This is a genomic window from Methylobacterium nigriterrae (assembly GCF_037106235.1).
Taxonomy (GTDB): domain Bacteria; phylum Pseudomonadota; class Alphaproteobacteria; order Rhizobiales; family Beijerinckiaceae; genus Methylobacterium; species Methylobacterium nigriterrae.
In genome coordinates, this window is sequence record NZ_JBAWTG010000133.1 from 1 (window position 1) to 12,735 (window position 12,735).

A 12,735-nucleotide genomic window follows, 5' to 3' on the forward strand; every position below is an offset into this window, starting at 1 on the left:
CTGATACGGGCCTGTAAGCTCAAACCTGGGTCTGCGCCCTCATGATGCTCACGGGCGCGGCGAACGCGCAGGACGCCTGCTCGCCCCAGCGGACCGGCCGTAGCAATGGAGGTGCACCATGACGTGGTCGGCCGCCTACGAGCTGGCTCTCACGAAGCGGCACATCGCCGAGGAGGAGAGGCTTCGGATCGTGCAACTGATCCGCATCGCGGATCAGATGAGGCACGGTCGGGACACCGCCGCGGCCGAGCAGGCGCTGCGGGACACCGAGGAATACCTCACGGTCTTGCGGGGGCGGCGGGCGGCGCTCGGGGCCTTGCAAGGCTACTGACGTGTCGCCGAGGGAGGGTAGGGATAATGCCTACAAGCCTACCGGTGCTCGAAGCAGCGCGCTCCGATGTCCGCCGCGCAGCGTTGCTGGTGCTGGCGTTCTCGGCCGTATTGCTGGTCGCGCGCATGACGATCCCGCCCCTCCAAATCGAGATGCGCGCTGCTTCTTGCGTTCTCGCGAACATACCCTGCGAGCTACTCGGACCGTGACACGCGACCGATGCCGCAGCCCAGATATCACTGGGTAATGGCGCACGCTGAGAGGCTGGCCGCCTTGAGCTTGGACACAACCGGCGCGCTGTCGCGGATTTGACGTTATGGAGCGCTTGCTGGCCTGCCAGCGAGGGGGCAGCGGCCCGGTTGCGTGAAACGGCAATGGGTGGCGTGAAACAAATGTAGATTTAAAACCTTACCCGGAGAAGAAACTCCGTTGTCCCATTTGATCAAGCGGGAGCTGGCACGTCATTCCATCAAAGCGCGGGAGGATTTTCCATGCTCTCGCCTGCTGGGTTGCGCACCAATGTCTTCCCGGAGGGGATCGGTGCCGCCGGCGATCTCGCCGGGACTGGGAAAGCTCCTCCTGCCGGCTTCATCCAGCTTGACATCGTGCAGGCGCTCCACACGGTCCTGATCGAACTCGGGGCCGATCTCGACGACCTCCTCACTGAAGCGGACCTCGATCCGCGGCTCTTCAACGGCGGCCACAGGCTCGTCTCGTTCACCGACATTGGTCGCCTGATCGCCCTCGCGGTCGACCGCACGCGCTGCCCGCATCTCGGCCTCCTGGTCGGGCAGCGCACCACGCTGGCCTCGCTCGGGCTACTCGGCCTGCTGATGCGCAGCTCGGACACGGTCGGAGACGCTTTGCGGGCCCTCGAAGCCCATCTGTGCGTGCAGAACCGGGGCGCGGCGGTCGGCCTCGGGGTCTACGACGACATCGCCGTCCTCAACTATGCCCCTCATCAGCCGGAAGCCGAAGGTGCTGCCCATCACGCGGAACGCGGGCTCGCCATGATAGCCAATGTCCTGCGGGCGCTATGTGGGTCCGACTGGGCGCCCTTGGAGGCGCTTCTGCCGCGCCCGGCGCCGCGCGACAGGGTTTCGTATGGCAGCTTCTTTCGCGCCCCCGTCCGGTTCGGCGCGGAAACCGCCGCCTTGGTGTTCCCGACCGAACTCCTGTCGCAGCGGATCGCGGGTGCGGATCCGGCAATGCGCCAGAGAGTGGAGGATCATATCCGCCGGCTTGAGGCCGCGGAGCCGTCCTCGCTGACGGACAAGCTTCGCGAATACCTCCAGACCGCTGTGACTCGGCAGCGCTGCAAGGCGGAGCGCGCGGCGCGTCTGCGATTGATCTCCCGCCGCACCCTGAGCCGCCGCCTGCGGGCCGAGGGCACGAGCTTCCGGCGCCTTGCCAACGAGGCGCAGTTCCGGGTGGCCAAGAAGCTCCTGGCCAACACCGGCATGAGCGTCACACAGATCTCGGCCGCCCTGGACTTCTCCGAGCTGGCCGCCTTCACGCACGCCTTCCGGCGCTGGGCGGGCATGTCGCCGAGCGCGTGGCGGCAGGCCCACCGGCCAGCGACGACGCGCGACCAACGCCACGAAGAACCTCGCCCGCGTGGGAGGGACATCGGATGCAGCAGCACGTTCGCACCTGGGCCTGCGCCCTCGTGATGCTTGCGGGCACGGCGAGCGCGCAGGAGGCTCGCTCGCCTCTGGTGGCCCGGGCCGACGCGCGCATGCAGCTCGGCGCGGCTTCGCTGGTCCCGACGCTCCGCGGCCGCTGGCTCTACGCCAACGACAAGCTCGTCGTTGGCCGTGTGCAGGATGTGCGGGTCTCGCAGGACGGCACCACGCTGATTGCAGTCGTGGCGCGCCGGCGCTGGCTCGGCGGCGGGGAGATCGGCATCCCGGTCCCGCATCTGCATCAATTCGAGAATGACCTGACCGTCAGCGGCACGCGCGAGAGCATCCGGCAAATCCCGCTCCTCAAGCCGTGAAGGACGGGAACCGGCGCGGCGCGGGATGAGAGGAGGGGAACGGCCGATGGATCAGGTGCTGGGATGGACCAAACCAGCCGTGGGGGCGCTGTTCACGGGCCTGGATCGCGAAGCAGCCGACGCCCTGCTGGATGCGGCCTCGTCCCGCCAGATCGCGGGCGGGACGACCCTCTTCCATCAAGGGGATGCACCGAGCCAGCTGTTTCAGGTCAGCAGGGGCTTGGTGAAGCTGTCACGGGTCAATCCAGAGGGCGGGCAGACGACACTCCGGTTCATGGGAGCCGGCGACCTCGTCGGCTGCGTCGCCGTCTTCCAGCAACTCCCCTTTCCTGCGACCGCCACCGCCATCAAGCCCACCAGCGTCCTGTGCTGGGGCGCGGTGCAGATCCTCGACCTGATGCATCGCTATCCCGCGATCTCGGTCAATGCGCTGCGAACCGTCGGGGACCGGGCCCGGGAGATGGTCGGCCGAGTGGCCGACCTGACGGACAAGGGCGTCGAGGCGCGGATCGCCGGTATCCTCCTGCGCCTCGCCAATCAGGTGGGGCGCGCCTGCCCGGAGGGCGTCGAGGTCGCATTTCCCATCACGCGCAAGGACGTCGCGGAGATGACGGGCGTCACCTACTTCACGGTGAGCCGGGTGCTGAGCGGCTGGCGGAAGCAGGGATTCGTGCGGCTCGGGCGAGAGCGGATCATCTTGGTCGAGCAGCAGAGGCTGGCCCAGATCGCAGGCCAAGGCACGGGCTCCGCGCGTCCCCACGCCGGGCCGGTCGCACCGAGATCCTTAGGAAGGCTCGAACCGAGAGAGTCTTCTCGAACGTTCCAATAGGGCTTGCCCTAATGGACTGTCTCAAGCGGCGCAAAACGCTGTGTTAGAAAAACGACGGGAAACCATGCACGCCGATTGCGTCCTGCCCGGTGCCCTGGCTCCTCGGCTGCCCGCGTCAGGGAACCCTGTTAGGAAATCAATTGTCCGGAATACGCTCGCGACCGGACATTCCTCACACGCGCGGTGAAGGGCTGCATCGGGTCAAAAGGTGTTCTTCCGGTTAGGAGCCGTGCCGGCGGACTCGCGCGGACCTGCTCGGACTCGGAGTGGCTACGGCCTGAGCTTGGACCCGGCTGCTGCGAGGCCGGCGAGTTGTTGAACGAGGGTGCCGCGGGGCATGCGCGGATGATTGCGGGCATGTCATCTCCGAAAATGGGCGCCCCCAGCGACGCGACCGCCAGGGGCGCGGCGCCTGCCCGAAGGCTGCACCTCACCGGCGCGCTCACCTGTCTCCCGTGAGGCGCTGTCCGGCCTCGTGAAGGGCTCACCAGCTCGTCAGGCGCGGGCCTTCAGACACTGGCTGGAGCACCTGAAGGAGGACGAGCGTGGGTTGAGCGGATCAGGCGTGAAAGGCAGGCATAATTGAGCACCGAGCTGTTCATCGGTGTGCGAGCTGTTCACCGACGTGCATGAGACGTTGCGCGTTTGGGCAGAACTGTTGGTAGGTCACAGCAGCGGTTCCAGCAGCGAGTTCATGGTCACAACGGGTGCGCTGAGTACAACCAATGCACGCCATCTCAAGCTCGTCCATGGTCTCGGGCAGCTCACGGCAAATGGCCGCCGGGTCGAGATCAAGCTGCTTGAGTAGCTGCACGAGGCTGCGGACCTTGGTGATCTCGTACGGTGAGAGTGCGCGAGGGCCGGAAGCATGTGCCTCCAGCATCGTATCCATGAATTCGCTGTCGATTCTCCTCAGCTCCTGAGCGACTTTCAACAGATGGACCCAATCACCCAGGGGAATGAAGAGCTCATCGAACAAGGTGCCAGGGACTGGTTTGTCGGAACGTGAAATCATAGCCGCCACCCTTGATGGAGACAGCTCAGGCCATCTGAGCCCGAGTGTCTTTGATCTAGCTCAAGGATAATTCTGAGCGAAGCACAGCACCCCCAAGGATGGCCTGTGCTGCGCAACTCTGCGCCCCTACAGAAACGCTCACCAGCGGCCGATAGGGGCTCTCCGCTACCCCACACCGGGCAGACATTCGCGAACGTTCTCAGTCGCTATCGGCACCAAGCAAATGAGCACCTCAAGCAAGAGCTTGGTAGGGCCTTGCGAGCCCGTCGGGTGTTGCTCGGAGGCCGATCTGGCTCAACGCTACGCAGTCTCCGAGCGCGGCGGGCAGCCGCTCAAAGCGGGTGCCGGAGCAGAAACCACCCTCAGCCGGCGAAGCCGGCCCATGTCGTCGGGCAATGTGCTGAGATTGCTGCCGCTCAGGTCCAGCACCTCAAGCGTCTCGGCGAGACCGAATATCTCGCGCGGACACGCTGTGAGCTCCGCATTACTCACACGAGTTCCATGACTTGGATCAAAGCCACTCGGGCGAGAGCCTGAGATGGTGACGTCAGACTTGGGCTATCCGGCATTTCCTCCGGCCGATCCAGGCACAATGCGCGCTTCCACGTCAGAACTGGAATCGAATACCATGATGGCCGAAGCCCCAACCGATCGCAGTACGGCTCTCCCACACGTTCACTGCTCCGAACTGGAGACGTATCGCGCGTTCTTCGTTGCTCGATGCGGGCGCGTGCTCGGGATGGTCCCGCTGAAGGCAGGGACCGAAGAGGAAGCCTGGACGTTGGCGCGCGGACTAGCCGACGAGAACGCAGACGAAATCGTCGAGCTTTGGGCTGGCCTTCGCATCGTGGCACGTTTTGAACACGTCGGCGCAACAGTGGGGACGTTCTAGATCCTGTGTCAGGCGCAGCGGGGTGAGAAGGCAGTTTCGCGTCCGTAGTCATGACTGCCCCCGCGCACTGACCGACTGCCTTAAGCTCGATCATCGAGGGGGGGGCATTCAGGCAGATACTGACTTGATGGAGCAATTGGGCGAGCTGGATACCGGAAAGGGACGTGCCTGTACTCCCGACTCTGTCGAAGGGGAATTGTCGCGGAGCCACTTCCCTGAGCGCCCGCGATGGATCGAGGGGGCCTCCGATACGGCCGGACGGGGCCCCGAACCGGCAAATCCTTCCCGGGTCCAGCTCTGATCCGTCATTAGAAACCGGATGCCGCGTCAGGGAGCGACGGCCGCAAGTCCGTCCTTCGCAGCTTTGCGGAGTTCACGCAGCTTCTCCAGGGTCGCAGCGGCATAGTCCTGCACCGGTTGCGGGCCCGCTCGGGCGACATCTTCGTAGGCGTTGATCTCCTTTTCGAGCGCCTGAGTCTCGACCTCGGCATAGCGTCGGGAGAGTGCCAGATAATCCAGTGGCTCGATGTTCTCGACAATGCTCCGCAGTTCGCGGTCAAGTGTATCGTGCACCTCGACTCCGGACGCCTTGGCGAGCTGGGCAAGCTCTGGCAACTGCGCTTTCCGGAAGTCGCGGACGCGCTCGGCCAGGGCCTTGATGCCAGGTCTGACGTCCTTAGCCGCCGCGATGCCCGAGATGCGCGCCTGGAAGAGCGCCGAGGCGTAGGCCGCCTCGACGAAGCGCCTCCCGGCGTCGGGTGGTTGAGGGAGAGCGGGAGTTATGCCCCAGAAGGCCAAAGCCGCGAGAATCAGCCAGCACCTGGTCATTGCCATCCGGGAACTCCCTGCATGTTGGGCAGCTTGTGGGCGATGCCCTTATGGCAATCGATGCAGGTCTTCTCGCTCGTGAATAGATACTTCTCGTGAGCCGCCGCCGCCCGCGGGTTTTGCTTCGCCACGTCCATCGATTGCGCGCTGTGGCAGTTGCGACATTCCAGCGAGTCGTTGGCCTTCATGCGCGCCCATTCGTGCTCCGCCAAGTGACGGCGCAGATCGAGGAACTTGTCCCGAGTATCGATCGAACCGAAGATGTGGCCCCAGACCTCCTTCGAGGCCTGCATCTTGCGCGCGATCTTGTCGGTCCACTGATGCGGGACATGGCAGTCGGGGCAGGTTGCCCGGACGCCCGATCGATTGGCGTAGTGCACCGTGCCCTTGAGCTCCTCGAAGACGTTCGCCTTCATCTCGTGGCAGGAGGTGCAGAACTTCTCGGTATTGGTGGCCTCCAGGGCCGTGTTGAAGCCGCCCCAGAACAGCACGCCGGCGACGAAGCCGCCCAGCGTCAGAAACGCGAGGGACAGCGTGACCGGCGGACGGGTGGCCGTGCGCACCCACGGGTTCAGCCAGAACCAGGACCAGGCCCTTGCAACCGCCGCCATGTCAGCGTCCCCGCGGCTCGAGCTCGACCAGCGCGTCCATGTCGACGAAGGTGTTGGGAACAAGAGGTTGAACGCCCGTCTGCGGCACGTGGCAGGAAAGGCAGGAGTAGCGCCGCGGCGACACCCCGCCGAGCGTGTTGCCGTCACGGTCCTGGTAATGGGTGACGCTGATCATCGGCGCCTGCGACTGCTCGGTGAATTTCCGGGCATGGCAGGACAGACACTTGTTCGCGTTGAGATCGAGCGCATAACCCTCTATGGCGTGCGGGATCAGGGGGGGCTGGTCCGGGTAGTTGCGCTTGCGCCGGACGTCGTCGGTGACCTGCCGCTGCATCGGCGGGGCCGGCGTCTCCTGGGTGAAGGGGTCGGGCCCGGTCAGGCGAGGAGCCTCCTGCGCGAGCAGCGCGCCCGCGGCAAGGCAGGTCGCACCAGCAAAGGCCGCGAGTGGGACCGGGCGCATCAATCCGCCCCCCGCTCGACCGTGGCGACGCCGATCACCTTGACGGCGCACTTCTTGAAGTCGGTTTGCTTGGAGATTGGGTCCGTCGCATCCAGTGTGGCCTTGTTGATCAGCTGGCTCGCGTCGAAGAACGGCACGAAGACGCGTCCCTCCGGCATCTTGTTGCGCCCGCGGGTCTCGACCCGGGACCGGATCTCGCCCCGCCGCGACACGATGCGCACCTCCTGCCCGCGCCGCAGGCCGCGCCTCTGCGCGTCGTCGGGGTGCATGAACATCACCGCGCCGGTGAAGGCCCGGTAGAGCTCGGGAACCCGCATCGTCATGGAGCCCGAATGCCAATGTTCCAGGACGCGGCCGGTAACCAGCCACAGGTCGTATTCCTGGTCCGGCACCTCGGCAGGCGGCTCGTAGGGCGCGGCCATGACGACGGCCTTTTTGTCCGGGTTCCCGTAGAACTGCCAGCCGCTTCCCTTCTCCACGTAGGGGTCGTGCCCGTCGCGGTAGCGCCAGCGCGTCTCCCTGCCGTCAACGACGGGCCAGCGCAGGCCGCGGACCTCGTGGTAGCGCTCGAACGGCGCGAGGTCGTGGCCATGGCCGCGTCCGAACGAGGCGTATTCCTCGAACAGACCTTTCTGGACATAGAAGCCGAACTGCTTCGACTCGTCATTGTCGTAATCGGCCGCCAACTCATCGAGCCCGAAGCGATCGACCTTGCCGTTTCGCCAGAGCACGTCGAATAGGGATTTGCCTTTGTACTCAGGATGGGCGGCGAGCGTCTCCGGCGCCCAGACTTCATCGGTGATGAAGCGCTTGGAGAACTCCATCAGCTGCCACAGGTCCGAGCGGGCCTCGCCGGGCGCATTGACGAGTTGGTGCCACATGTGGGTACGGCGCTCAGCGTTGCCGTAAGCTCCCTCCTTCTCGACCCACATGGCTGTGGGCAGCACGACGTCGGCAGCCATCGCGGTCACTGTCGGATAGGGGTCAGAGCAGACAACGAAGTTGGCTGGGTTGCGATAGCCCGGATAGGTCTCGTTATTGGTGTTGGGCGCCGTCTGCAGGTTGTTGTTGCACATGATCCAGTAGGCATTGAGTTTGCCATCCTTCAGCATGCGGTCCTGCTGCACGGCGTGGTAGCCGATCTCCCCGCTGAGCACGCCCTCTGGCAGTTTCCAGATCTCCTCCGCGCGCTTGCGGTGCTCGGGATTGTTCACCTGCATGTCGGCGGGCAAACGGTGCGCGAAGGTGCCGACCTCGCGGGCGGTGCCGCATGCCGAGGGTTGGCCCGTGAGGGAGAACGGGCTGTTGCCGGGCTCGGCGATCTTCCCGGTCAGCAGGTGGATGTTGTAGACGAGGTGATTGGCCCAGACGCCGCGCACGTGCTGATTGAAGCCCATCGTCCAGAGCGACATCACCTTGGTCTTTGAGTCAGCGTACATTTTCGCGAGCGTGAGCAGGCGCTCCTTCGAAACCCCGGTGAGGTCGGCCGTCTTGTCGAGCGTGTAGTCCCCCACCATCCGGGCATAGGCATCGAAGTCGGACGGCTTTGAGACCGCCGCTTCGTTGGCGTGGGCGGCGCGCTGTTCCAGCACGTGCTCGGGCCGCAGGCCGTAGCCGATGTCCGTGTTGGCCATCCGGAAGTTCACGTGCCGGTCGACGAAGTCCCGGTTCACCGCGCCGGTCTGGATGATGTGGTTCGCCACGAAGTTGAGGATGGCGAGATCGGTGCCGGGCTTGAAGATCAGGGCTTGGTCTGACAGGTCGGTCGTGCGGTGCTCGTAGGTCGACAAGGTCGCGATCCGAACGTGTGGTGCGCTCAGCCGCCGGTCGATGACCCGCGTCCACAGGATCGGGTGCATCTCCGCCATGTTCGAGCCCCAGAGCACGAAGGCGTCGGCGTGCTCGAAATCATCGTAGCAGCCCATCGGCTCGTCCATGCCGAAGGTGCGGATGAAGCCGACCGCAGCGGACGCCATGCAGTGGCGGGCATTCGGGTCGAGGTTGTTCGAGCGGAAGCCAGCCCGCATGAGCTTGGTCGCGGCGTAGCCCTCGAAAATGGTCCACTGGCCCGAGCCGAACATGCCAACGGCCTTCGGCCCCTTTTCCCGCAGGATGCGCTTCCATTGGCGCGCCATCTCGTCGAAGGCTTGGTCCCAGGAGACAGGCTGCAGCTCCGCGCTCTTGTCGAATTTCCCGTCTCGCACCCGCATCAGCGGTCGGGTGAACCGATCCGCGCCGTACATGATCTTCGAGAGGAAGTAGCCTTTCACGCAGTTGAGGCCGCGATTGACCTCGGCCTGCATGTCGCCGTGGGTTGCCACGACGCGCCCGTCCTTTACCCCGACCATCACGCCGCAGCCGGTGCCGCAGAACCGGCACGGCGCCTTCGACCACCTCAGGGCGATGTCCTCGCCAGCCGCGAGATTCTGCGCCTGGGCCGGCAGGTCGACGCCGGCGACGGCTGCGGCGGCGGCGGCGGCCTGCGCCTTGAGCAGAGTTCGGCGGGACACGTCCATAGTCGTCTCCTGGGGGCGAGTGTGCCGGGCCGGCGCAGCGCCTATTCGAAGCGATGGTAGACAAGGGCCGTCGAGAGGACGCCGGGCAGCTCCCCAATCTCGCCGAGCCGCCGCACGACGTCGTGCTCGGACCGGGTCTCCAGCGTCACGACGATCTTCCCGGCGGAGCTGTCCCCATGCACGTCGAGGCCCGGCATGGCCCGGAGGAATGCCAGCACGCTGGACAGGTGCTCCGGCCGCGCATGGACGACCAGACCCGTGACATGATGCTCGCCAGCTGGAACGCCGGTGGCCGTGCAGCCGGAGAGCAGATCCCGGCGGGACCAGGAAGCCGATCCGCGCGTCATTGCAAACTCCTAAACGGGCCCTGGGGGACCAGTGAACGCGTAGTACATCCAAACGAGGAAGCCCCAGCCGGAGACCACCCCTACCGCGATGATCGGCCAAATCAGGACGGCCAAGACCAAGAATGCCAGCAACTCACGCACGCGCGCTTGTCGCGCAGGCGCGCCCCGCGTCGATGCTCCGGACTGAGCGAGAGGATCTTGCACGAGCCCTCTCAACTCGGCTCGCTGCCGGACGGCGGCACCGCAGGAAAGCGTCGCGGAACGCTTCTCGCGAATAGCGCTTCGTCGCCAGCCGGGATGGCGGCGCGGGGAGGCGTACTGCTCGGCTCGGCTTGCGCGGCCAGCAAGGACGGTGCGCTGCCCATGCGGAAGGCGACGGGCCAGGGATCGAGGGGTAGCCGGCTGCGCGTTCCCATCGTGTCCATCTCCCTGTCAGCACCCGCGTCGAGGCGTGCACCTCATGAGAAATCCTAGCCGAAAGCGTGCGCAACTCTTTGCTCGCGCGCAAACAGGCCGCTCCGCCTCAGGGATTTCGGCAAGGTCCGCGGCTGCGATCCAACCGGATCGACCGAACTATCACGCGAGCGCCCCGCGCCCGTCCCGCCCGCGCAGGTCCTAGCCCCCTCGTGCCGGGGCTGGCCGGGCGTGGTCTGCCGTGACCGCGCTCAGCAGCGGCGCCCGTGTCTGCGGAACGCGTTAAAGTCCAACGAGGCAAGCCGCTCTTTGCGCACGCACAAACTGGTGCTGCGGCGGCGCTCAATTCGACCGGAGACCCGGCCGCCTCAAACCCGTCCTCGCTGCCCTGTCTGCGTTTGAGCGAGATCAATGCGCCTGCGCCCCCGGTGACGCACATGCACGCTGTCTCGTCGGCCTTGCCTTGGGCCTGGACGGGCCAGCAGGCTGCGGCTTGCGAAATCTCCTGCGCTTCCGTCGCGTAGGAGGACGCAGAACCGGCGCGGCGCGGGATGAGAGGAGGGGAACGGCCGATGGATCAGGTGCTGGGATGGACCAAACCAGCCGTGGGGGCGCTGTTCACGGGCCTGGATCGCGAAGCAGCCGACGCCCTGCTGGATGCGGCCTCGTCCCGCCAGATCGCGGGCGGGACGACCCTCTTCCATCAAGGGGATGCACCGAGCCAGCTGTTTCAGGTCAGCAGGGGCTTGGTGAAGCTGTCACGGGTCAATCCAGAGGGCGGGCAGACGACACTCCGGTTCATGGGAGCCGGCGACCTCGTCGGCTGCGTCGCCGTCTTCCAGCAACTCCCCTTTCCTGCGACCGCCACCGCCATCAAGCCCACCAGCGTCCTGTGCTGGGGCGCGGTGCAGATCCTCGACCTGATGCATCGCTATCCCGCGATCTCGGTCAATGCGCTGCGAACCGTCGGGGACCGGGCCCGGGAGATGGTCGGCCGAGTGGCCGACCTGACGGACAAGGGCGTCGAGGCGCGGATCGCCGGTATCCTCCTGCGCCTCGCCAATCAGGTGGGGCGCGCCTGCCCGGAGGGCGTCGAGGTCGCATTTCCCATCACGCGCAAGGACGTCGCGGAGATGACGGGCGTCACCTACTTCACGGTGAGCCGGGTGCTGAGCGGCTGGCGGAAGCAGGGATTCGTGCGGCTCGGGCGAGAGCGGATCATCTTGGTCGAGCAGCAGAGGCTGGCCCAGATCGCAGGCCAAGGCACGGGCCTCATAGGCGGCCCCGGCGCTTGCATGCCCCATGGCATTCGGACGTCAAGGCTAGGACGCCGTTAGCGAGGGGAGCCTGGTGCGAAGTCGCCCGGACTGCCCTGCTGTCCCCTGTCCGCCGCCACGGCCCGTCTGCGGGCGAAACGCCAGCTCAGATGGTCTCGCCGGGCGACGGGTACCGCCGCGCGCCATAACGGCAAAGTTTACTCGCCGGGGCAGGCCCTCACCGGCGGGGGTCATCCGACAGCCTGCCCAGGGGTTGCACCGACGCCGTCCTGCTGGGGCCGGCGCCCGGCCCACCGACGTCTCAGGGCAGGGGACCGATAAGACGCTTGGCGTCCGTCAGGATGTTCTCGCAGGCGCGCTGATTGCCCTCGCGGTCCTCAATAACGGCCTCCTGGATCAGCGTGCGGGCCGCCGAGACATGCTCACGGGTCGGCTTGAGCGAGGGCTCACTCGGCTGCTCCGCGAGGACCCGCGGAAGCGCCTTGATCGAGCCTATCGTCAAGGTGTGGCCGGGCTCAAGACCGGCCACCCGGACGGCGCCGATGCTGTCGAGCCGGCGCTGCAGGGCGCCGATCTGCTGTGCGCAGGGCGTGGCAAAGGCCGATAACGCCGTACAGCCCAGGGCGGCGGAGGAGAGGATGAGCGTCGTGATGCGCATGGTGAGGGTCCCTTGGAAGTCGGGCAGGTAGCGACCGTACCGGGCGCGGCCTTGTGCGCCGCGACAACCACGCTGGCCTTGATTTGCATCAAGGCGGCGTGCCCGACCCGATATCAGAAGAGGGACCGTTGGCCACTTGGACGGAGGCCACGAAAGCGGTCCCTTTCGCACGCAGGGGGTGAACCTGGTCGGTGGTGGTCGTGCTTCCGTAGCGGTTTGATCGAGATCAACGCGCCTCACCCTCCGCTCCGGACAGATTGGGAGCGGATCGGAGCAGCGGGGCAGCTCTTCGCGAGGGCATCTGCTCTGAGCTCCCGCCTCGGGTTAATCGACGGGTAACCGCGAATGTCATGATGGGAAGGCGAGGGGATGCGCTCTACTGTGAACACCGAACTGGAGTGCTTGGCCCTGGTCGGAGGTCGCCGGACCGGGACCAACTACGAGGGCCATTTCCGCACTGCGCTCGACCGCCTGCACGGCGAGCGCCGCTACCGCGTCTTCGCCGATATCGAGCGCATCTCGGGCCGCTTCCCGGCCGCCAACTGGCGCCGGCCGGAC

The 12,735-nt window shown here is 66.0% G+C and carries 14 protein-coding genes and 2 pseudogenes; 7 read left to right on the forward strand and 9 right to left on the reverse strand.

The window, feature by feature from the left end; all coding sequences use genetic code 11:
• Positions 1–118: 118 nt before the first annotated feature.
• The 4 genes from WDW90_RS30675 (at position 119) to WDW90_RS30690 (ending at position 3,159) form a co-directional block, all read left to right on the forward strand.
• Complete coding sequence (locus WDW90_RS30675; RefSeq protein WP_336491302.1) at positions 119–331, forward strand: hypothetical protein; 213 nt, start codon at positions 119–121, stop codon at positions 329–331.
• 491 nt (positions 332–822) lie between these two features.
• Complete coding sequence (locus WDW90_RS30680) at positions 823–2,004, forward strand: AraC family transcriptional regulator (RefSeq protein WP_336491303.1); 1,182 nt, start codon at positions 823–825, stop codon at positions 2,002–2,004.
• Positions 1,965–2,330: a PRC-barrel domain containing protein gene (locus WDW90_RS30685; protein ID WP_336491304.1), complete on the forward strand. Its 366-nt coding sequence runs from the start codon at positions 1,965–1,967 to the stop codon at positions 2,328–2,330. Before WDW90_RS30680 ends, WDW90_RS30685 begins: the two co-directional genes overlap by 40 nt.
• A 46-nt stretch (positions 2,331–2,376) precedes the next feature.
• On the forward strand, positions 2,377–3,159 hold the full coding sequence (locus tag WDW90_RS30690) for a Crp/Fnr family transcriptional regulator (protein WP_336491305.1): 783 nt from the start codon (positions 2,377–2,379) through the stop codon (positions 3,157–3,159).
• 598 nt (positions 3,160–3,757) lie between these two features.
• Here WDW90_RS30690 and WDW90_RS30695 read toward each other — a convergent pair.
• Complete coding sequence (locus tag WDW90_RS30695) at positions 3,758–4,174, reverse strand: heavy-metal resistance (protein WP_336491306.1); 417 nt, start codon at positions 4,172–4,174, stop codon at positions 3,758–3,760.
• Between the two features lie 271 nt (positions 4,175–4,445).
• Positions 4,446–4,651 (reverse strand): annotated as a pseudogene (locus WDW90_RS30700) (protein kinase); the annotation flags it as partial.
• A gap of 61 nt (positions 4,652–4,712) precedes the next feature.
• Between WDW90_RS30700 and WDW90_RS30705 the strand changes: the two are divergent.
• Positions 4,713–5,066 (forward strand): hypothetical protein, encoded by a 354-nt coding sequence (locus tag WDW90_RS30705; protein ID WP_336491308.1) that lies wholly within the window; start codon positions 4,713–4,715, stop codon positions 5,064–5,066.
• Between the two features lie 327 nt (positions 5,067–5,393).
• Here WDW90_RS30705 and WDW90_RS30710 read toward each other — a convergent pair whose 3' ends face one another.
• From WDW90_RS30710 to WDW90_RS30735, 6 genes are read right to left on the reverse strand one after another with little or no spacing between them, the layout of a single operon-like run.
• Complete coding sequence (locus tag WDW90_RS30710; protein ID WP_336491310.1) at positions 5,394–5,900, reverse strand: DUF4142 domain-containing protein; 507 nt, start codon at positions 5,898–5,900, stop codon at positions 5,394–5,396.
• Complete coding sequence (locus tag WDW90_RS30715) at positions 5,891–6,505, reverse strand: NapC/NirT family cytochrome c (RefSeq protein ID WP_336491312.1); 615 nt, start codon at positions 6,503–6,505, stop codon at positions 5,891–5,893. Before WDW90_RS30715 ends, WDW90_RS30710 begins: the two co-directional genes overlap by 10 nt.
• Before the next feature lies 1 nt (position 6,506).
• The gene (locus tag WDW90_RS30720) at positions 6,507–6,965 is read right to left on the reverse strand and encodes a nitrate reductase cytochrome c-type subunit (RefSeq protein WP_336491313.1); all 459 of its coding nucleotides are present in this window, start codon (positions 6,963–6,965) and stop codon (positions 6,507–6,509) included.
• Positions 6,965–9,481, reverse strand: a complete 2,517-nt coding sequence (gene napA / locus WDW90_RS30725) for a periplasmic nitrate reductase subunit alpha (protein WP_336491314.1) — start codon at positions 9,479–9,481, stop codon at positions 6,965–6,967. Before napA ends, WDW90_RS30720 begins: the two co-directional genes overlap by 1 nt.
• Positions 9,482–9,522: 41 nt before the next feature.
• On the reverse strand, positions 9,523–9,828 hold the full coding sequence (locus tag WDW90_RS30730) for a chaperone NapD (protein ID WP_336491315.1): 306 nt from the start codon (positions 9,826–9,828) through the stop codon (positions 9,523–9,525).
• 9 nt (positions 9,829–9,837) lie between these two features.
• Positions 9,838–10,032: a periplasmic nitrate reductase, NapE protein gene (locus WDW90_RS30735; RefSeq protein ID WP_336491317.1), complete on the reverse strand. Its 195-nt coding sequence runs from the start codon at positions 10,030–10,032 to the stop codon at positions 9,838–9,840.
• 782 nt (positions 10,033–10,814) lie between these two features.
• On the opposite strand from WDW90_RS30735, the gene WDW90_RS30740 reads away from it, so the two are divergent.
• Positions 10,815–11,579, forward strand: coding sequence for a Crp/Fnr family transcriptional regulator (locus WDW90_RS30740; RefSeq protein WP_336491318.1), 765 nt, complete (start codon positions 10,815–10,817; stop codon positions 11,577–11,579).
• 241 nt (positions 11,580–11,820) lie between these two features.
• Here WDW90_RS30740 and WDW90_RS30745 read toward each other — a convergent pair whose 3' ends face one another.
• Positions 11,821–12,177: a hypothetical protein gene (locus tag WDW90_RS30745; protein ID WP_336491320.1), complete on the reverse strand. Its 357-nt coding sequence runs from the start codon at positions 12,175–12,177 to the stop codon at positions 11,821–11,823.
• Between the two features lie 369 nt (positions 12,178–12,546).
• On the opposite strand from WDW90_RS30745, the pseudogene WDW90_RS30750 reads away from it, so the two are divergent.
• Positions 12,547–12,735 (forward strand): annotated as a pseudogene (locus tag WDW90_RS30750) (hypothetical protein); the annotation flags it as partial.